Annotated in this window: 18 protein-coding genes; 3 read left to right on the forward strand and 15 right to left on the reverse strand. The window is 59.2% G+C overall.

Annotated features, from left to right (window positions below):
• Nucleotides 1–78 precede the first annotated feature (78 nt).
• The 11 genes from A7D21_RS17065 to A7D21_RS17115 all read right to left on the reverse strand — a co-directional run bounded on the left by A7D21_RS17065 (nt 79) and on the right by A7D21_RS17115 (nt 14381).
• Nucleotides 79–438: a hypothetical protein gene (locus A7D21_RS17065; protein WP_053255561.1), complete on the reverse strand. Its 360-nt coding sequence runs from the start codon at nt 436–438 to the stop codon at nt 79–81.
• 72 nt (nt 439–510) lie between these two features.
• The gene (locus A7D21_RS17070; protein ID WP_069552208.1) at nt 511–912 is read right to left on the reverse strand and encodes a response regulator; all 402 of its coding nucleotides are present in this window, start codon (nt 910–912) and stop codon (nt 511–513) included.
• The gene (locus A7D21_RS17075; RefSeq protein WP_069552209.1) at nt 909–2135 is read right to left on the reverse strand and encodes an EAL domain-containing protein; all 1227 of its coding nucleotides are present in this window, start codon (nt 2133–2135) and stop codon (nt 909–911) included. The genes A7D21_RS17070 and A7D21_RS17075 overlap by 4 nt, the downstream gene beginning before the upstream one ends.
• A 114-nt stretch (nt 2136–2249) precedes the next feature.
• Nucleotides 2250–3413, reverse strand: coding sequence for a fimbrial protein (locus A7D21_RS17080; protein ID WP_078828028.1), 1164 nt, complete (start codon nt 3411–3413; stop codon nt 2250–2252).
• A 12-nt stretch (nt 3414–3425) separates the two neighbouring features.
• Nucleotides 3426–6011: a fimbria/pilus outer membrane usher protein gene (locus A7D21_RS17085; RefSeq protein ID WP_078828027.1), complete on the reverse strand. Its 2586-nt coding sequence runs from the start codon at nt 6009–6011 to the stop codon at nt 3426–3428.
• 34 nt (nt 6012–6045) lie between these two features.
• Complete coding sequence (locus tag A7D21_RS17090) at nt 6046–6786, reverse strand: fimbria/pilus periplasmic chaperone (protein WP_069552211.1); 741 nt, start codon at nt 6784–6786, stop codon at nt 6046–6048.
• 60 nt (nt 6787–6846) lie between these two features.
• Nucleotides 6847–7389 carry a fimbrial protein gene (locus A7D21_RS17095; protein ID WP_053255556.1) on the reverse strand — a complete coding sequence of 181 codons (543 nt, stop codon included), beginning with the start codon at nt 7387–7389 and terminating at the stop codon, nt 6847–6849.
• 252 nt (nt 7390–7641) lie between these two features.
• Entirely contained in the window at nt 7642–11283 is a 3642-nt protein-coding gene (locus tag A7D21_RS17100; RefSeq protein WP_069552212.1) for a transporter substrate-binding domain-containing protein, read from the reverse strand.
• Complete coding sequence (locus A7D21_RS17105) at nt 11283–11909, reverse strand: response regulator transcription factor (RefSeq protein WP_053255554.1); 627 nt, start codon at nt 11907–11909, stop codon at nt 11283–11285. The genes A7D21_RS17100 and A7D21_RS17105 overlap by 1 nt, the downstream gene beginning before the upstream one ends.
• A 137-nt stretch (nt 11910–12046) precedes the next feature.
• Complete coding sequence (locus A7D21_RS17110; protein WP_069552245.1) at nt 12047–13255, reverse strand: EAL domain-containing protein; 1209 nt, start codon at nt 13253–13255, stop codon at nt 12047–12049.
• Between the two features lie 127 nt (nt 13256–13382).
• Complete coding sequence (locus tag A7D21_RS17115) at nt 13383–14381, reverse strand: bile acid:sodium symporter family protein (RefSeq protein ID WP_053255553.1); 999 nt, start codon at nt 14379–14381, stop codon at nt 13383–13385.
• Between the two features lie 85 nt (nt 14382–14466).
• On the opposite strand from A7D21_RS17115, the gene A7D21_RS17120 reads away from it, so the two are divergent.
• Nucleotides 14467–15255: a helix-turn-helix domain-containing protein gene (locus A7D21_RS17120; protein ID WP_053255552.1), complete on the forward strand. Its 789-nt coding sequence runs from the start codon at nt 14467–14469 to the stop codon at nt 15253–15255.
• Between the two features lie 142 nt (nt 15256–15397).
• Here A7D21_RS17120 and A7D21_RS17125 read toward each other — a convergent pair whose 3' ends face one another.
• Nucleotides 15398–16411, reverse strand: coding sequence for an ABC transporter substrate-binding protein (locus tag A7D21_RS17125; RefSeq protein ID WP_069552213.1), 1014 nt, complete (start codon nt 16409–16411; stop codon nt 15398–15400).
• A gap of 166 nt (nt 16412–16577) precedes the next feature.
• Between A7D21_RS17125 and A7D21_RS17130 the strand changes: the two genes are divergently transcribed.
• Nucleotides 16578–17006, forward strand: a complete 429-nt coding sequence (locus A7D21_RS17130) for a hypothetical protein (RefSeq protein WP_053255550.1) — start codon at nt 16578–16580, stop codon at nt 17004–17006.
• A gap of 185 nt (nt 17007–17191) precedes the next feature.
• Nucleotides 17192–17530 carry a hypothetical protein gene (locus A7D21_RS17135; RefSeq protein WP_053255549.1) on the forward strand — a complete coding sequence of 113 codons (339 nt, stop codon included), beginning with the start codon at nt 17192–17194 and terminating at the stop codon, nt 17528–17530.
• 82 nt (nt 17531–17612) lie between these two features.
• Here A7D21_RS17135 and A7D21_RS17140 read toward each other — a convergent pair whose 3' ends face one another.
• The 3 genes from A7D21_RS17140 to A7D21_RS17150 are packed head-to-tail and all read right to left on the reverse strand — an operon-like array spanning nt 17613 to nt 20471.
• Complete coding sequence (locus tag A7D21_RS17140) at nt 17613–19355, reverse strand: ABC transporter substrate-binding protein (protein WP_053255548.1); 1743 nt, start codon at nt 19353–19355, stop codon at nt 17613–17615.
• A gap of 31 nt (nt 19356–19386) precedes the next feature.
• Entirely contained in the window at nt 19387–19659 is a 273-nt protein-coding gene (locus A7D21_RS17145; RefSeq protein WP_053255547.1) for a DUF2160 domain-containing protein, read from the reverse strand.
• 11 nt (nt 19660–19670) lie between these two features.
• Nucleotides 19671–20471, reverse strand: a complete 801-nt coding sequence (locus A7D21_RS17150; protein ID WP_053255546.1) for a carbohydrate ABC transporter permease — start codon at nt 20469–20471, stop codon at nt 19671–19673.
• Nucleotides 20472–20489: the final 18 nt, after the last annotated feature.

The raw sequence follows: 20489 nt of genomic DNA on the forward strand, positions 1-20489 counted from the left end.
CAGCGCCGCCGCCGAGCATTCTATAGGTTTCTCGGCCCGTTGTTGACGCTCATCCTGCTCAAAACGCCCTAGGGTCGCTTAAGGCGAGGTCATGGTGATCACGTAGTTACCCGATTGAATTGGCTTTCCGAGGCTATCCACCAAGACATACCGCTGGTCGTAATAGCGCCCGTTGCCAATGTCGGCTACCAACTTTACGTTGGCTGCCGCATTGCCCAACGCTTTGACGCTGGCGACCGGACGTACATCGAAATGGTTGCCACGGCTGGCCATCGGGCACCCCTTCAACTCCATCACCGAGCTGTTCCCTGCCGAAGTCGTACATCCCGACTCGACAATGCTGCCATGAAATTGAATCACACCTTGGGATGAGGCCATGCAGGCCCCCGCCCACACCGCAAGGAAGCCTGTAGCGATTGGCAAACGCATACCGTTCATGTCGATGTTCCTTCTCGGGTTATTTAGAAGGTAGTCGACATTTTTTGCACAGACTTGAGAGATTTCGTGTTTTTAAGAAATGACTGATAGACGCGATAAGTCAGCCTTGTGCGCCAACCGCCTGATTGACGCCGCTTCCGGCAGTTGTACAGCGCTGAACACCAGGCGGTCGTCGATCTTCGCGCTCTGGATCGTCAGTTGCTGCGGCGGCAGGTCGTAGATGAAAACCTGCCCCACCGAGGAATGATCACGGCAGAAATCATCCAGGTTGAACCCCTCGGTGCCGGCGAGGCTGGCATTCATCAGCACCAGGTCAAAGCCGCGGTCGCCATACTCCACCAGGTTGAGCAGGTCGCTCAGGCTCGGAACCGGCGCAATGGCGTAATAGCCCTGGCGATTGAGATCGCGCTCCAGGCGCAGGCGTTGAGCATGCTCGGGGTCGGCAATCATGATGCGCAGCGCTTTGTTAATCATCGATGGGCACCGGCAAGGTTGCTGGACACCGGCCGCCCGGCACTGCGCTGCAACCAGCGCAGCAGGTCGACGCCATTCATGGGGCGTGCATGCCAATAGCCCTGCCCCTGGGTGCAACCCAATGCCAGCAATGCTTGATGCTGTTCGGTGGTTTCAATGCCTTCGATCACCACCGACATGCCCAGGGTCTGCCCCAGGGCCAGGGTGCTGCCGATGACGGCTCGGCAGCGCGGCTCGTGCAACAGGCCGCGGACGAATTCCGCGTCGAGTTTTATTTCGGTGAACGGCAACTGGCACAGGCGCTGCAACGAAGAGAACCCGGCGCCGAAGTCATCGATGGACAAGCGGCAGCCCATCATGCGCAAACGCACCAGGTTCTCCAGGGAGACGGCCGGCACTTCAAGCAATCCGCTTTCAGTCAGCTCGAACGTCACACTGGCGCAGGGCGTCTGATGGGTGGCGAGGAGGGTTTTGATCCGCGCCGTCAGTTCCACGTCGGCCAACTGCGCGGCGTGCAGATTGAAAGCCAAGTCCAAGGCCAGTCCCTGGCTCAGGGCCTGCCCCTGAAGGACCAGCGCTTGTTGCATCAGGCAAAACAACAAGTCGTCCATCAGGCCGCTGCGCTCCATCGCCGGCAGAAACACCGCCGGTGACAGCACTCCCTGGAAGGGGTGGTTCCAACGAGCAAGTACCTCCACGCCCAGCACGGCGCCACTGTGCAAGTCGAACTTGGGTTGGTAATAGGCTTGCAGTTGTTGCTCGAGAAGTGCCCGCCGCACCTGTTGCTCGTCGGCCAGTTCCAGGCTCGACGACGGTTGCGGCGTCCTGCGGCGGGTACTCAAGGCCCGTTCGAGCAACAGCTGCAACGTCTCCACCTGCAACGGTTTGCCGGTATCGCCGAGCATGTTGACGCCGAGCAAGGCGCCCATCTGACTCACAGCACGGCGTACATCCCCCGGCAACCCGCTGCTGACAATAATTGCGCCGACCTGGCCGGTCGCACTGATGCGTTGAATGAACTCCAGCCCGTCCATGCCTTCCATTTGCAGGTCACAGACCACCACGTCCACGGAACCGGCGCCTTGCAGCACAGACAGGGCTTCGGTGCCGTTACCCGCCTCCAGGACCTCGCCGCAGCCCAGTTGTTTGAGCAGGTTGACGGCCACGGAACGCTGGAAAAGGTGGTCTTCGAGTACCAACACCCGGAGCGATGTAAAGGACATGACGGCTCTCTCGCTTGCTAAAGGGAGGGGACGAGTGTGCGCAAACGATCGAAGCCATTCGCGTAGAAACGTCCGCAATTTTATTAGGAATTTTCTGAGCCTCCCGCAGGGGGCTCAGTAGTAATTGATAGTGAATGTGGCCGTTGCATTCGCGGGGCCGGCGGTGATGCTGCTTTCGGTCTGAATGTACCGAGCCTTCAGCGGGATGACATAGCTCGCGCCCTCGTCGGTACGAGGCGTGATGCCACTGGCGCGCAACGTGGCCAACGGTAGCGGCCCCCCTGCGCTGTCAGCCACTTGCACCCCCACACCGGTAGCCGCTTTATCGCCACCCGGGGCAGCAGGGTTAAGACTCAGGATACCCAGCGAAGCATTCAGAGGCGTGCGGGTCGGGTCGATACGTACTTGCAGTACGTTGTTTTTGCGGGAGTTCAGGTTACCGACGCTGCCAGCGCCGCCGTTGCTGGTCCAAGTCGGCCCACTCGCCTGGTAGTAGCCGTTGAACGCCGGGCAATTGTTCAGCGCAATATTAAAGTCCTGCCAAGGCGTTGCTGTGTTCAGGCCCGAAAACTCAGCGAGTTGATGCTGGCCCATAGGCACTGATACATCCGGGGTAGAACAGGTGCGCGAGACGATATTAATGCTGCCGGAAAAATCCAGCCGGACCGGGGCAATGGTGTTATCCGTGATCAAATCACGCGCAGCCGACGGAATATTACTGCCGTTGATCACGCCTGCCGAGACTGGACCCGTCTTGATAAAGAGCACGGTGTAAGACGTAGTGCCAGGACCCAAGAGGATCGTGCAGGTCCCAGAAGCACCCGAGCAGTTTCTCCAGTTCCAGTCGTAGGGCACTGCATCCGCGCCATGGACGACCACGATTCCAATTCCGGCGACGCCGCTCTCATAAACCTTTCCGGCATACGGGCTGCCTGACCAACTGGCCAGTGGCAAAGGGGTGCGGGTAAAGAAATTTCGCTCGATCGCGTAAGTGGCAATGTCATTGCAGCTCACGTTGATGCTGGTGGCCGGAAAAAAAGTCTGCCGATAGACTTCGGCGCCCAGGGGCACATCCCGTCCCACCGTGAGGTTCCCGCCCGATAACGGCATGGTGACCACGACACCTCGATTACCCACCGGGTTGCTGTCGGCAAACCGACACGTCGCAGCAAGAGCACTTTCACTGGCGATCAGGCCCAGCGCGCAGACTACCCAACCGCCAAGACTGAAGACCGGTCGACGCATAACGTTCTGAACAAAAGCCAATATAGTTTTCATGACATCTCCGAATTATTTCAACAGCGCGGCATTCAGCCGCGGAGCATTCGCTTGCGACGAACACACCACATCCACTTGACGCAGTTGTTGGCCATCACTTTTGCCCGGAGGCAGCGCCAGCATGCATTTCTGCTCCGCAGCCGGTCCCCAACTGATCAGCAGTTGCCGGGCGTTTTCCTTGACCCGCGCGTACAACTGGCCCCCCTGCCCGACGAGCCCTACCGAAACGCCGCGATCGTCATTGACCGTGGCGCCGAACGGCAGCGGGCTGCCATCGGCCAGGGTGACGCTGAGCAACAATGCCTCACCAGTACTGGTGCCATATTTGAGCGCGACAACGGCCCCGGCACGCGGCGCGACCTGCTGGCTGGTTTCTGCCATCTCGACATTCAGTGAAGAACCCAGCGGGTCAATCGCCACTTCGTTTAGCTCATAAGGGCGCAGGTAAGGCACCACCGCATTGCCACGGCCATCCAGCTTGAGACCTGGGAAGCCAACGACCTTGGCGCCCTCGGCACCTGGCGCGCTGACAACAGCCATGGTTTCGCCGCGATACGGCGTGAACGTCACCCCATTCGGGTGCGCGACCACACTGCCACTGGCATTCACGGACAGGCTGTCATAACCCTCGCCACGGCTGACTGTCGCGCCGACCAAGGCTTTGGAACCGGTGTACTGACCATTGACCGAAGTACTGTTGGAGCGCGTGGCACCGTCATGACCACCGGTCAGGCTGTAGCTGTACTGGCGATCCTCGCCGGCGGTGCCGCTGAGGGTCGCTTGTTCGCTGTACTGGCTATTGGTATCGCGCAGCAAGCGCGTCGACAATTGTGGCTGGTTGGTCGAGGCGCCAAACTCCAGCGGCATGCTCATCGTGAACAGCAGGCTGTTATCCATCTCCCCCAAGCCGACCCGACTGCGGTTGGCACTCACGCCATAGCTGACACGCCCAACCTGCTTGTTGTAGCTGAACTGGTACTGCACATCCCGCCCCGGCTGATTCCAGTAGTCTTGCGAGAAACCACTGAACGCCACCTGGCCCCAGGGCCCAAGGCTCTGGTTGGCAGTCAACGACATGCGGCTGCGTGGGCGGGCGTAAGCGCTGGTGTCGATACCGTTGCGTTCTGCATCCAGCAGTAACGTGGCATTGCTGAAGTCCAGGTACTTTTCCGTGGAAAACCGTGTGGCGGCCACGGCAAAGTTACTGCCGGTGCTGATAATATTTTTGCTGTAGCTCATGCGCACACTTTGCCCGCTGTCCTGGCCGCTTTTGAACTGGGTCTGGGCCTGGGTTACGTCGATCGCCATCGCGCCGATCGGCGTACTGAATGCCAGGCCGCCCAGCAGCGAGCGGTAATCGTCGCTGCCTTGTGCGCCGGTGTAGCCAGTGAAGATATTGCTCAACCCCAACTGATAGGTGCCCTGCGCCAACCTGGCCTGGCGCGAGCTGAAGTTGTTGCGGGTCTCACCAGCCGTGACGCTGTAGCGTGAAGTGCCAGGGCGCAACAGTTGTGCCGCGGCGGCGTAAGGCACGATAAAGCGCTGCTCACTGCCATCCGCCTCATAGACGGTGACGTCGAGGTCGCCGCCGTAGCCGGTGGAATACAGGTCATCGATCACAAAGGCGCCCGGCGCCACGCTGGTTTCGTAGAGCAGATTACCGGCCTGGCGGACTGCGACTCGTGCACCGGTGCGGGCAATACCGCGAATCACCGGCGCATAACCGCGCTGGGATTCAGGCAACATGCGATCGTCGGTACCCAGCTGCACACCGCGATACGCCAGGGTGTCGAAGATTTCGCCACTGGTATTGGACTCGCCCACGGTCAGTTGGCTGCGTAAAGGGGTGATGTCACGCTGCGCGTAGGTATTGAGGGTCTGGTAATTTTGCCCTGTTTCCTTCTGCCAGCTCATCGAACCGTTATGGCGCAAGCGCCAGTCGCCGAGGTTCAAGCCCGCGTTCAGCCCCAGGTAAGCCGAATCGTCATTACCGAAGTCGGTTCTGTTGTGGCTGCCGTTGAAGGTGTAGCTCAGGGTGCCGGCAGTGACGCCACGGTCCCACAGCTCCGGGCTGACATAGCCCCTGGCATCACGGCGCAGGGCGATTTGCGGAACACTGATGTCGAGTAACTGGGTGGACGGCGAAAAACTGGCCGTGGCGCCGTCGATCAACTGGCCGATGTCCAGGCACGGCGCGCCGCTTTCCAGGCTCGCCAAGGCTTCAGGCGACAGCTTGTGCATATCCACACCGAGCAGTTCCAACATGCTCTGGTTGAAACAGACCACCGGGTTGCTCCCGTCCTCAGCCGCATTAATACGAATATCCTGACGGGTGACGAGCTTGCCGTTGATCGCCATGTCTGCCCGGTATTCGCCGGGCAGTACCGGGTTACCTTTCTCGTAGGGTGCAAGGTCCAGGCTGCGGGAGTCTTCAGGCAAAAAGGCATCGTTGAACTGCACGTCTTCGGCCCATGCCCCTTGCACGGTCATCACGCCCGGCAACAGTGCCAGGGCCTTGATCAGCATTGCAGTCACTGGATTGAGGGCAAAGCGAGGTTGCACCTGCGGGCAATTGCCCAGGCGTGGAATAGTCGTCATAAGGTACTCGTGCGCGGGAACGATCGCGTAACGATCAGGGCTTCAGCGGCTGCTTGGTCGGCACTAAAGCGCCGTAATCGTTGATGGCGTTGAACTCGACCTGTGCCGAAGCGCCTGGCTGAGACTTGAGAGTCGGCAAGGCGAACACCGTGCTTTCACCGGGGCCGACCATGCCGCCGTCACCCTCGTAACGCTGGGTGCCCGCGACCAGGGTCAATTCCGCCAAAGACACGTGGTAGACCGTTGGGTTAAACGCTTGCAAGGCATAACCCGCACCGTCGGCAATCACTTTCCATTGCACCTGTTGCGGCGCGTCGCCGGGCGAACCTGGCAGGCCGTCGGGGCGGTAAAAAATCTTGATCCGGGAGCGAAAGGCCATTTGCAGCACATTCATCTCCACCGCTCCTTCGGCCTTGGGTGGGATCTCTAATATGTTGAACCAGAACACCGACTCTTTATTGGCCGGCAAGGGCGCCCCCGTGAACATCAGGCGCAGGCTCTGGCCTTTGCTCGGGTCAATTCGCGAGACCGGCGGCGAGAGCAAAAACGGCGCCTTGGAACTGGTGGGGCTGGACTGTACATCCCCGGTGTCGACCCAGGCTTGCACCAACGCAGGTTTCGAGCCGTTATTATTGAGCTTTACGGTGATTTCTTTCTGACTGGCCGGGTACACCAGGCGAGTCCCGGTGATCACCACACCGGCCATGGCCTGGGAACAGACCAGCGAAGCCAGGATCAACCAGGCCCCAAACCGAACTTTCTTCACGCGAGACATAAGACACCTCCTCCGCCCTACATCAGTGCGCCGGTCACGGCGCACTGATGTGCAAGCGACTTACTTGTAGTCGATGTTGTAGGTCACAGAGCTGAGCACGGTGCCAGGGGTGGCGGCGCCGGTTGCGTAGTACTGCACGGCGTAATCCATACGCACACCGCCGGAAGCCAGGGTGTTACGCGAGGTGTTGGTTTTCTGGTTGGTGTTGCCCGCCTGAATGACGTTGCCGTTCACGGCGTCGATCAGCTGCAACTGCACGAGCGAGGCGGTACCGGTGGTGTTGTTCAGGTTACCGGTGGCGGGGTCGACGGTGGCGCCGGAGTTGAAGAACGCGGCGGCGGTGGTTGCTGTGCCCGTGCAACCGCTCAGGGTGACGTCAAAGCCTGTACGGCCTTCGGTCTTGCCGGCGACGTCGAGCAGGCTGTTGGAAATGGTCGGCAGCGTGACGGTGGCGACCGCTGGGCTGACCACACCACCAACAGAGATGGTGCAGGTCTGGCTGACCAACTCGCCGGCAAAATTGATGGTGCCATCGGCCGCAGTGGCGAACTGAGCGCCGGTTGCGCAAAACAGGGCAGCGAGGGTGAGTGCTTGAACTTTCATGGTACAGCTCCAAAGGGAAGGTTATGAACACCATCGCCAAGCCTTGTTGGGCTGCCAAACGCCGAAGCGGGTGAGCAACGAACACAACACATGTCTTGTGCGACAGGTACATCTTCCCGTGAGGAGCAGACCACTCACGTAGTATCCATCCCCGCACCTTGTAGGAAATTTCCTAGCGGATTTTTTCTCTTGCCACGCGCGGCCAATAAAAAAGCCGCAGCGTGGCGGCGGCTTTTTCACGGTGCAGTGCGATCAGGCCAAGAAGATCTCCAGGCGCTGCCCCAGCTGTTCCATGGCTTGCTGCAGCGCATCGACCGCGTCAGTCAGCACTGCCGAGTTCAACCCTTTGCAGCCAGCCTCCAGCGCCTCGCAACATTCGATCAAGGCATGCGCCTGGATGATCCTCGCACCGCCCTTGACGCGATGCGCCAAATCACTGAGACCGCTCAGGTCATGCTGGGTAAACAACCGGATCAGTTGCGCCATGTCCTGTGCATTGCTGGTTGCCAGGTCCTGCAGCAGGCTTTTGATAGCAGCGTCATCACCACGGCTCAGGTGGATCAGGCTGGTCAAGTCGATGCCGTCGATGCTCGGTAGCGGCGGTTCTTGCGCCAGGGGAGCGACCGCGCCAGCAGATACCAGGGACGCCAATCGGGCATTGAGGTCATTGAGGCTGATGGGCTTGAAGAGGCAGTCATCCATGCCCGCCTGCAGGCAGCGGTCCTTCTCTTCAGGTTGGGCGTTGGCGGTCAAACCGAGGATCATCCCGGGTGCAAGCCCCCTGCTGCGCTCTTCATCGCGGATGGCGCGGGCCAGTTCATAGCCATTCATGATCGGCATGCTGCAGTCGGTAATCACCACATCGAAATGCTGATTGCGCCAGGCGCGCAGGCCATGGGCACCGTCTGCGGCGTCGCTTACCCGGTGCCCGAGAAAGCTCAGTTGCTGGGTCAGCAACAAGCGATTGGCCGGGTAATCGTCGATCACCAACACATGCAATACCTGGGCGGCTTGAGTCACCACCACTGAGGATGGCTCAGGCTCGTCAACCGGCAGCAAGGTGGGCAAAGCGAGACGGACCTCCACTTGGGTGCCTTGCCCTAACACGCTGCTCAAGGTCAGCGTGCCGCCCATCATCTCGCACAGCGTACGGCTGATCATCAGCCCCAGGCCCGAGCCACTGCGAGCCGCCTGCCCGTGGTTGCTGGCCTGGCTGAACGGGTTGAACAAGCGTTGTTGGTCGTCAACGGAAATGCCACTGCCGCTGTCCTCGACCCTTAAGCAAAGCGCCAGCCGCTCATCATTGCGGCTAAGCTCGGCGCTGACGCTTAATCGAACTTGGCCCACGGCGGTGAACTTGATGGCGTTACTCAGCAAGTTGGAGACAACCTGCTTGAAGCGCAGAGGGTCGACCAGGACCTGGCAGTTAAGCGTGGCGTCCAGATCAAGGATCAGCCGCAGTTGCTTCTGCCGCGCCAAGCCCTCGAAGATGCGCGCCACTGACTCGACCAGCGCCAGCAGATTGGCCCGCTCCGGCGCCAGGGACAGGCGCCCGGACTCGATGCGTGCGATGTCGAGGATGTCACCGATCAGGTCCAGCAGCCCGTGGGCGGCATTGGAGGCCACCTCGATGGAGGCTCGGTCCATGTAACCTTGATCAGCTTTTTTCTGCGCCAGCTCCAACATGCCGATGATCGCATTCATCGGTGTGCGGATTTCGTGGCTCATGGTCGCCAGGAAGGTGGTTTTGGCGCGACTGGCATCGTCGGCATGGTCCTTGGCCTCACGCAAGGCCTCCAACAGGTGCTGGCGTTCGCTGATATCGATCCAGCCGCCGATCATGCCATTGACTTCACCGTCGCTGCCTCGGTACGGCAACATCCAGTGGTAGATCATCAGGACCTGGCCCGTGCCCATCGTCAGGCAACGGTCCTGCACACGCGGAACCCCTTCTTCCATCGCCTGTAAATAGTCCTCGTGGTAGCTGGCGGCCTCGCTGGGGTTACTGAGTACACCATCCATCACAGTCTTGCCGATGACGGCTTCGCGTTCGACGCCAAACACGCTCAGGTAGCCGCTGTTGCACACCACCAACCGCCCTTGGCGATCACGCACATAGATGGGGTGCGGCGTGCCATCGATCAGCACGCGCATGAACTCCAATTGATCATTCAGGGCAATCTCGGCCTGCCTGCGCGTGCGCATCAGCCTGCGCAGGTAAGCAATCCACAGCATTGCCACCAGCAACAGCACGCTTGCCAGGGCAAAGCCCTGAATGATCACCGTGCGGTTGCGCAGCCAGTAACTGTCATCCACGGCAATGTCGCTGCGCCAGCGGTTAGTGACTTCGTCCAGCTCTTCGGGCGGGATGCTCAGCAGCGCTTTTTCCAGGATCGAATACAGCTCAAGGGAACCCCTGGAAGTGGCAAATGCCGTGCGCGCCAGTTGCGTGCCCACGGTGCTGGTGATGCGTAGCCGCTCCCGGTACTCACGCGCGATCATGTAGCGGGCGATGATCAACGAATTGACCGCCGCATCCGCCTTGCCGTCGGCCACCAGCGCCATCACTTCCTGGGCGTTACGCCCCTCCACCAGCTCAATCCGTGGGTACTGCTCGATCACCAGGTCGCGTATCGGATTACCGTGTATCAATGCCAGCCGTTTGCCCGCCATCTCATCCAGGGTGCTTGGGCTGTTGGGTTGGGTGCGGCTGACCAACACATACGGGGTATTCAGGTAAGGCCGGGTAAAGTGCAGCACGCCCTCGCGGGACGTACTTGGCGTCAGCGTAATCAGCAGGTCGGCCTTGTTGGCACGCACTTTGTCGACCATATCGGCCACTGAAACCGCACGCGCCACGTCGAACTTCAAACCGGTGCGCAGTGAAACCTTGGCCAGCACATCGGCACTGATGCCGCGAAACTCGCCCTCTTCATTGAAGAACGACAGCGGCAAGAAGCTGTCGTCAACCGCCACCCGCACTGACGGATGCGCATCCATCCAACGTTGCTCACTGGCGCTGAAGTGCAATGCCGTACGCCCGGGGATACTGCTGCCACCGGCACTCCAGCGCCGCTGGATATTCATGCGTTCGCTGATCGGAATCGCCGCCAGCGCGCTATTAAGCACGCGCTGCAGGCGCGCATTGTCGTGAGCCATGGCAAACGAGAAGTTGCTCGCTTCTACTTGGGAGAAGTCAGCCAACTGCACATTATTCAAGTAATTCTTGTTGATCAGAAAATTGGCGCTGAGCGCGTCGCCCAGGTACACGTCGGCGCTGCCGAAGGCCACCGCACCGATGGCACTCAAGGTCGAGGGAAACAGTTGCAAGGTGGCCTTGGGGTAAAACGCCTTGACCGCCTCGGGTGAGAGGTAGTGATACAGCATCGCGATTTTCTTGCCCGCCAGGTCCGGCGACAGTGCACGGCTGTCGCCCAACCGTGTCACCAGCGCCGGCAGGTCATCGGCGTAGGCCGTCGACAGCAACAGCCCGGCATCGGCGGCCTCATAACCGTTGGCGACGCCCAGAAAGTCCACCTCTCCCCGCTTGAGCCCGTCGATCACCTCGCCACGCGAGGCATACCGGCGCACTTCTACCCGAACGCGCAATAACTCACTCAATAGCTGCGCGTAATCGGCCGTCATACCTTCATAGTCGCGGCCATTGTTGACCATGCCCAGCGGCGCATAATCCGGGTTGGAGTCGCCCAGGACCAATACATCCTTGCTGCGCAGCCAACTCCAGTCCGCCTCGGTAAGCACGGCCTGGTAACCGTCGACATGGGAGCGCCCCAACACCTGGAACGCGCCGACCTGCGAGCCCGCCAGGGCAGCACCGTTGAGCGCCATGCCAAGTACCAGTACCACCATCCACTTACGCAAGAGAAGGCTCATCAGATCAGGTTATTACGTTTGGCAAAGTCAGCGAGGTAGACCACAGACTTGACCTTGAGCTTTTCGATCAAGCGCGTTTTATAAGTGCTGACGGTCTTGTTACTGAGCAGCATGGCGTCACCGATCTCCTTGTTGCTCAACCCTTGGGACAACTGTTGCAAAATCGTCAGTTCACGATCGGAGAGGCTCTGGATCAACTCCAGGTCGGTGGTTTCGACATCACTGCGGCGCACCGAACTGTTGGCCAGGTTCGGAAAGAAGGTGTATCCGCCCATCACCGCCTTGATCGCTTTAATCAGTTCGTCCAGGTCATTGGTCTTGGAGATATAGCCGGCGGCACCGGCCTTCATGCAACGCATCGAGTAGAACAGTGGCGATTGAGAAGTCAGCACCAGGATCTTGCACTTGAGGTCCAGTGCGCAGATTCGCGCGATGACCTCCAGGCCGTCCAACTTGGGCATGGCGATATCCAGCACGATCAGGTCGGGTTCATGCTCGCGCGCCATCTGCACCGCGTCTGCCCCGTTATCGGCTTCGGCAACGACGTCGAAATGCTCTTGTTTCAGCAGCATTTTGACCGAAGAGCGAATAAAAGGATGATCGTCCACAACTAACGCCTTAAACATAACTACCTCTGCGAGACACACCGAAACGCGCCGAGTGTGCTTAGACCCGTCGCATAAAACAGTGGAAAAAGTGATCGATCAATACCCCGCTCAAAATACACGAGCGCGATTCAAGTGTAGAGAATATCTGGACGACCTCAGACGTTATCCAACCCCACGCGCTGACTCGCAAGGTGTGTTTCCAGCCACACCAGCAGCCGATGCCCCGCCATTGGCCGCGCCAGGTAAAACCCCTGGCCGATTTCACACCCCAGGGCCAACACACCTTCATGGGCGCGCTGAGTGCCGATGCCCTCGATCACCAAGCTCATGTCCAGCGAGCGCGCCAATGCCAACGTACTGGCGACCATGGCCTGACTGAGCGGTTCGCCAATATGGCGAACAAACTCGCCGTCGAGCTTGAGTTGATTGAAGGGCAGTTGGCAAAGCAGCTTGAGCGATGAAAAGCCCATGCCAAAGTCATCGATAGCCAGGCCGCAGCCGAGCATGCGCAGCCGCAGCAGGTTTTCCTGGATTCGCGGTGAGATATCCAGCAGACCGTTTTCCGCCAGCTCGAACAACAGCGTCGAACCGGGAAGGCCATGGCGCAGCAACGCCTGCTGGATATGCCCCATCAACTCGTTGTTGAGCAATTGCGAAGCGTGCAGGTTGAACGCCAGTTCGAGCTGGATCTGCTGACGACGCAACACCCCGAGCAGGCTCAGGCCTTGCTCCAAAAGTTGCATGAACATCTGGTCGATCAAATCGTAGGCCAGTACGGCAGCCAGAAACTCCGCCGGCAACAGCACGCCGCGGGTTGGATGCTCCCAGCGTACCAACACCTCTACCCCCGCCAGGCGCCCGGTGCCCAGCATGAATTTGGGCTGAAACCAGGCACGAAACTCACCCAGGGCCAGGCCTTGATGAATTTCCTGCTCAGTGGGCAAGGCCCTGGAGGCAGACGGACGCAGCGACGCCGTCGGCCGCTGGCAATAGCCGCGCAATAACTGGCGCAGGGCGCGCAGCTGCAATGGCTGGCTCAATACACCCAGCACGTGCAGACCGGACAGACAACGCATATGCACCACGGCGCGGCGCAACGCGGGATGGAGCTCACTGCAAAACACCACTGCACGCGCCAGGCCTGCCCGTCTGACGCGTTGCAGGAAGTCCAGGCAGTCAAGACTCCGGTCGGCCACGTCACAGAGCACGATGTCGACCCCGCCGCACGCCTGCATTTGCGCCATGGCGTGTTCGACGTCGCTGGCCTGCAGCACAGTGGGCAGCCCCAGCCGATCAAGCATCTTGATCAGAACACTGCGCTGAAAGCGTTGGCTTTCCAAAACGAGGATGCGGAGGTGAGCCATGCTTATCAACCACTTTGCAAAAGCGAAGTGGGTGATAATGACCAGGAACAATCCGATCCTAAGAAGGAAGCATCCTGTCGATCTGTAGGAAATTTCCTAGCAAAAAAACCTTACCGGCATACGCGGATCACGGATCCACCTGCGCCATCAGTTCTGGAATGCTTTCCGGCCGTCTGGCATAGCGCTGGGCCAGCGCCGCACACACCATCAACTGGATCTGGTGAAATAACATCAGCGGCAGAATCAACACGCCCATGGTCGCCCCGGCAAACAGCACCTGGGCCATCGGCACGCCCGTCGCCAGGCTTTTCTTCGAGCCGCAGAACAGGATGGTGATGCGGTCTTCCTGGCTAAAGCCGAAAGCCTTGCCGAGCACGGTGGACGCGACCAGCACCAACGCCAGCAACACACAGCACGCCACCACCAGGCCGCCGAGTTCCCACAGTGGGATCTGGTGCCAAATGCCTTCGTTGACCGCTTCGCTGAACGCCCCGTACACCACCAGCAGGATCGACCCTTGGTCGACAAACTTCAGCCAGGATTTATTGCGGCCGACCCACTCGCCAATCCAGCGCCGGGCGATCTGCCCGGCCACAAAGGGCAGCAACAGCTGCACGCTGATTTTCAGGATCGCGTCGACGGTGGAGCCCGCGTCGCCGTGCACGTTGAGCAACAGCGTCACCAACAACGGCGTAAGAAAAATGCCGAACAGGCTGGAGGCCGCCGCGCTGCAAATCGCCGCCGGGATATTGCCGCGCGCCAAGGAGGTGAAGGCAATCGCCGATTGCACGGTGGCCGGCAGCGCACACAGGTAAAGCATGCCCATGTACAGGTCGTTGCCGATCAGTGGCGAGAGCAGCGGCTTGAGCGCCAGGCCCAGCAACGGGAACAGCACGAAGGTCAGGCTGAACACCAGCAAATGCAGGCGCCAGTGGCCGGCACCGGCGACGATGGCCTGGCGCGACAGCTTGGCGCCGTGCAGGAAAAACAGCAGCGCGATGGCCAGGTTGGTCACCCAGCCAAAGGCCACAGCGGTTTGACCACTGGCGGGCAGCAGGGAAGCGAGGATCACCGTGCCGATCAGGGTCAGGGTGAAGTTATCGGGCAGAAAACGCGGGCGGGTCATAAGCAAATCTTCCAGGGGTTGCCAAGAGCATCGTCGCGACTCTAACGTAATGGCTTGTTACCGACTAACGCCAATGAGCCAGTAAATGCCTCCTAAAGGACATGACAAGACGGTTCGACGCAGTGTGCCGGGGCTTTCCAGCCTGCCACGCCCGGTGTATGGGCGCACTGAATCACTGCCCAACCGGGCGCTGACGCGCCGGCACAGTCACCCGTGGGTGCAATTGTCCTACGCGATTTCCGGGGTGCTGGAGATCCAGACCAGTGTCGGCCGTTTCGTCGCACCGCCCCAGCGCGCGGTGTGGATTCCGGCGGGCATGCCGCACCGGGTGTTCAGTTCGCCGCACACGGAAATGCGCAGCCTGTACCTCGATTGCAGCGTTACCACCTGGGCGGCAGAGCGTTGCCAGGTGCTGGAGGTGAGCAGTTTGTTGCGCGAGTTGATTCGCAGTTTCAGCAAACTGCCGGTGGAATATGCCGAAAATGGGCCCGACGGGCGCCTGGCCCAAGTGGTGCTGGACCAACTTGCCGCCGCGCCGCAGGTGGACTTGATGTTGCCGTTGCCCCATGACGCGCGGCTGCGGCAGATTTATCGCAGCCTGAACCTGCACCCGGAGCAGCAGACGACGTTGGGGGCGTGGAGCCAGAAGCTGGGGGTCAGCGAGAAAACCCTCAGCCGGTTGTTCCTGAGTGACACCGGCCTGACCTTTCGCGCCTGGCGCCAGCGCCTGCGACTGCTGAGCGCCCTGCCCGCCCTGGAACAAGGCGAGCGCGTGACGGATGTGGCATTGGCGTGTGGCTATGAATCGACATCGGCGTTTATCAATGCGTTTCGCCAGCAGTTTGATGCCACACCGGGTGAATTCTTTCGCTGACTCTTAGACGACGAAGCTCAAATGTGGGAGCTGGCTTGCCTGCGATGACGGAGTGTCAGCTGACATAGGTTGGGCTGACCCACCGCTATCGCAGGCAAGCCAGCTCCCACAAGTTGTGCGTATTTCAAGTCAAGCAGGTGACTCAGCTGCCATTCCCGCCATGGGCCTCTTCAAAGAAGTAATCCTTCCAGCTCGCCGCTTTGTTTTTCAATACACCCAATTCCTGCAACTTCTCGGCGTAGATATAGGTGCGCTGCGGCACGATGGTGAAGTCGATTTCCGGGTCCTGGACGATTTTCTCCACCAGGTCCAACGGCAGCTTGGATTCCTCTACACGGATGTACGTTTTGGCGGCGGCAGGTTTGTCGGCCTTGATGATCTGCTCAGCCTCGGCCAGTGCGTCGTAGAACGCCTGGTAGGTCTTGGGGTTTTCATCGTGAAACTTCTGCGTGGTGTACAGCACGTTGAACGACGCCTGCCCGCCCAGAATGTCGTAGGAACTGAGCACCTTGTGCACGTTGGGGTTTAACAATTCCTGGTACTGGAACGGCGGGCTGGAAAAGTGCGAATTGATCTCCGAACCACCGGCAATCAACGCGGCCGTGGCATCCGGATGAGCCAGACTGATGGAGATGTCGTCGAACTTCTTATAGTTGGCCGCTCCAAACTGCTTGGCGGTTTCAATCTGCAACGTGCGTGACTGGAAGCCCACGCCTGCGGCCGGCACAGCAATGCGGTCTTTCTCGGTGAAATCGTTAAGGGTCTTCACATTAGGGTTGTTGGTCAGCAGGTAGTTGGGCATCGAGCCTAACGACGCGATGGCCTTGACGTTCTGCTTGCCCTTGGTGCGGTCCCACAAGGTCAGCATCGGCGGCACACCAGCCGACACCACGTCCAGCGCACCAGCCAGCAGCGATTCATTCATCGCGGTGGCGCCGGAAATGCTGTTCCACTCCACCTGGATATCCAGGCCCTGCGCCTTGCCGTATTTTTCGATCAGGTGCTGGTCGCGCACCACATCGAGAATCAAGTAACCGATACCGAATTGTTGAGCGATGCTGATTTTGCCCTCGGCCTGGGCGCCAGGGCTGAGCAGCGTACTCGCGGCCGCCAGGGACGCGGCCAGCAGGGTCAAGGAGGAACACTTGAAAGTCATGGGGAATCTGCCGCGTTTTCGAGAAGGTGATGAAGCCTAGCGGCGATGTTTAAGACTGGAAAAGAATATCGGGATCTATTGTTATGCAAATTATCCCCAAAAAACCGCGTGGCTGTTATTGTGCCGCGCTTTGAAAGACACCTGCCGACCTGCGAGGAGATGAACGTTGAACACTGACGATAAAATGACCGGGGACCTGTTCGAGGTGGATAAGCGCCTGTCACTCAAGCCCGTGGTGGACTTCAACGCCTACCTGCGCAGCGCCTTTGGCGACGGCCCGTGCACCTGCGTACGTTGCGCCGCGGCCAACGGCGATGAGACCGGCTATGCGTTCCAGCACACCTTCCACTTCGACGGTAAACCCAGCCACCGCCGCTTCGCCTCTACGGCGGGCAGCGATGTGTTGATGGCGCTGAAAAAAGCATGGTTGTCGTACACCAAAGCCGAGCTGCCGCTCAGTGGTGTATTGCTGCTGGAGACGGTGAAGGAGTTTGTTGAACCGCAGTTGCACAAGCGCCTGACGCCGCTGTTTCTGGCCAGTGAGCTGGTCAAGGATGTGGATGGGCAGTTGCTGGTTCAGCCGCAGGCGAGTTGAACCCACTCGAGAACTCTTCAGAAATAAAAAGCACTGCTCTACTTACCAAGCAGTATAAAAAACTGTCAATTCTCACAGTATGAAACCTATTCGTCCTGCCTTATTTTCAGTCCATTCAGGCCGTAACTTTCTAGACAGCCCGACCAGCGCCTGAATAATTGCTCACTCAATTAAGGATGATCAAAATGACTTTGAAATATGGCACTCAAGGCGACATTTCCGGTGACCTCGCCGGTGCGGACGATGTGACTGTAATTGCTCTACTGGCCACCATGATGGGACGCTTTAGGGTTCTTCCAAACGCCCGGCCTGGTGCAACGGTTTTGATCGTTACCCAAGACTGTCAGAACGGAGAACTCACGACGACGAACATTACTGGCTACGCGCCTGATACCATCCATTATCTAAAGAGAAATCATGTGTATCATCTGACGTCCAAGGGTTCGACCTGGGATATGACAATCCGGGATCTGCAATCGGGCAATGGCTACGGCCCCGTCAATATCCCACCCGCCTCTCAGTAATGCCCCTTAAACGGACCAGTCATCCGTTCTAAACCTGAAAAACGGCACGCAAGCGTGCCGTTTTGTGATCACGAACCCGTGATTACTTACGCGCCGCCTCCCACTGCTTCAACAGATCACCATAAGCCACGGTTTCACCTTTAGGCTTTTCATTCGCCAGCTTAGGCTTCGGCGCACCCGGTTGGTCAAACCAGTATTGGGCATCACGCTCGGGGTTCATTTTCGGGCCACACACCGGCTGCACCTTGGAGCGTTCCAGGCGCGTCATGATCGCGTCCTGTTCCTTGGCCAGGTTGTCCAGCGCCTGTTGCGGGGTTTTCTCGCCGCTGGCGGCGGCCGCGATGTTGCTCCACCACAGTTGCGCCAGGCGTGGATAGTCCGGCACGTTGGTGCCGGTCGGGGTCCACTCCACCCGGGCCGGGCTGCGGTAGAACTCCACCAGGCCGCCGAGTTTGGGCGCCAGGTCGGTCATGGCCTGGGAGTTGATGTCGGACTCACGAATCGGCGTCAGGCCCACGATGGTTTTTTTCAGTGACACTGTTTTCGACGTCACGAACTGCGCGTAGAGCCAGGCCGCGAGTTTTTGCTTCTCGGGTGTCGATTTGAGGAAGGTCCAGGAACCCACGTCCTGATACCCCTTCTTCATGCCCTTTTCCCAATAAGGCCCGACGGGCGATGGGGCCATGCGCCATTTCGGTGTGCCATCGGCGTTCACCACTGGCAAGCCCGGTTTGGTCATGTCGGCGGTGAACGCGGTGTACCAGAAAATTTGCTGGGCGATGTTGCCTTGGGACGGCACCGGGCCGGATTCGGAGAAGGTCATGCCCGCCGCTTCCGGTGGTGCGTAGGCTTTCATCCAGTCCACGTATTTTTGCGTGGCAAACACGGCGGCCGGGCCGTTGGTATCGCCGCCACGGGTAACGCTGGAGCCCACCGGGTGGCAGTCCTCCACGCGAATGCCCCATTCGTCCACTGGCAAACCGTTGGGCAGGCCTTTGTCGCCTCCGCCGGCCATGGAGAACCAGGCATCGGTGAAGCGCCAACCCAGCGACGGGTCTTTCTTGCCGTAGTCCATGTGCCCGTAGATACGCTTGCCGTCGATCTCCTTGACGTCCTCGCTGAAGAATTTGGCGATGTCTTCATAGGCCGACCAGTTCACCGGCACGCCGAGGTCGTAGCCGTATTTTTCCTTGAACTTGGCTTTCAGCTCCGGACGCTCGAACCAGTCCGCGCGGAACCAGTAGAGGTTGGCAAATTGCTGGTCGGGCAATTGGTAGATTTTGCCGTCCGGCGCCGTGGTGAACGAGATGCCGATAAAGTCTTTGATATCCAGGGTCGGCGAGGTGAAGTCCTTGCCTTCATTGGCCATCAGGTCGGTGATGGATTCAGTTTTGCCATAGCGAAAGTGCGTACCGATCAAGTCGGAATCGTTGACCCAGCCGTCATAGATATTCTTGTCGGACTGCATCTGGGTTTGCAGCTTCTCCACCACGTCGCCTTCCTGCAGCAGGTCGTGGGTCAGCTTGATGCCGGTGATTTCGCTGAAGGCCTTGGCCAGCACCTTGGATTCGTACTCGTGGGTGGTGAGGGTTTCCGACACCACGTTGATCTTCATCCCACGGAACGGCTCCGACGCCTTGATAAACCACTTCAACTCTTCGAGCTGCTGATCGGCCGTCAGCGTGGACGGTTTGAATTCGCTGCCGATCCATTTTTTTGCGGCATCTTCATACGCATCGGCCCAGGCCGTAGCGCTCAAACCGCTGAGGGCCATGACGGCGGCCAATGAAATGCTATGTCGCAGCTTATTGTTTTTATTCAACATAGAGACCTCCTGGTTGTTTATTCACGGAGCACTAGCCCCAACGCATCACACACAACAGCCACACCAGGGACAGCGCGGTCGCCACCCAGATGCTCCAGCCGGTTACGCCGATCACCAGCAGATGCAGGTAGGCGCTGCCGAGAAGACCGATAAACAAGCGATCACCACGGGTGGTGCTGATCGGCAACAAACCACGGCGCGGGATGCTCGGCGAACGCAGTTCCCAGGTGGTCATACCCACCAGCAACAGGGCAATCGCCGCAAAGAACAACGCGGTGGGGGTGGTCCAGGCCATCCATTCCATCATCGACTCCTTTAGACCCGGCCCAGGGCAAAGCCCTTGGCCACGTGGTTGCGAACAAACCAGATCACCAGCATGCCGGGCAGAATGGTCAACACCCCCGCCGCCGCCAGTACGCCCCAATCGATACCCGATGCCGACACCGTACGGGTCATCACCGCGGCGATGGGCTTGGCGTTGACCGAGGTCAGCGTGCGTGCCAGCAACAGTTCGACCCAGGAAAACATGAAGCAGAAAAACGCGGTAACGCCGATGCCGGAACCGATCAGCGGGATAAAAATCTTCACGAAAAACTTCGGAAAACTGTAGCCGTCGATGTAGGCGGTTTCGTCGATTTCCTTAGGCACCCCGGACATGAAACCTTCCAGAATCCACACCGCCAACGGCACGTTGAACAAGCAATGCGCCAACGCCACCGCGATATGCGTATCGAACAGGCCGATCGACGAATACAGCTGGAAGAACGGCAGCAAGAACACCGCCGGAGGCGCCATGCGGTTGGTCAGCAGCCAGAAAAACAGGTGTTTGTCGCCCAGAAAGCGATAGCGCGAAAACGCATAGGCCGCCGGCAGTGCCACGCTCAGGGAAATCACCGTGTTCAGGCTCACGTAATACAGTGAGTTGAGGTAGCCGGTGTACCAACTCGGGTCGGTGAAGATCACCTTGTAGTTGGCCAGGGTGAAGTCCTGCGGAAACAGTGTCAGCCCGCCGAGGATTTCAGTATTGCTCTTGAACGACATGTTCAGCAGCCAGTAGATCGGCACCAGCAGGAACAGGATGTAGATCAGCAGAGGGATCACTTTCTTCATAGGCATAAGACGCTTGCTCATGTT

The sequence above is a fragment of the Pseudomonas sp. AP19 genome, assembly GCF_001728855.1.
In the GTDB taxonomy this organism is placed as follows: Bacteria; Pseudomonadota; Gammaproteobacteria; order Pseudomonadales; family Pseudomonadaceae; genus Aquipseudomonas; species Aquipseudomonas fluorescens.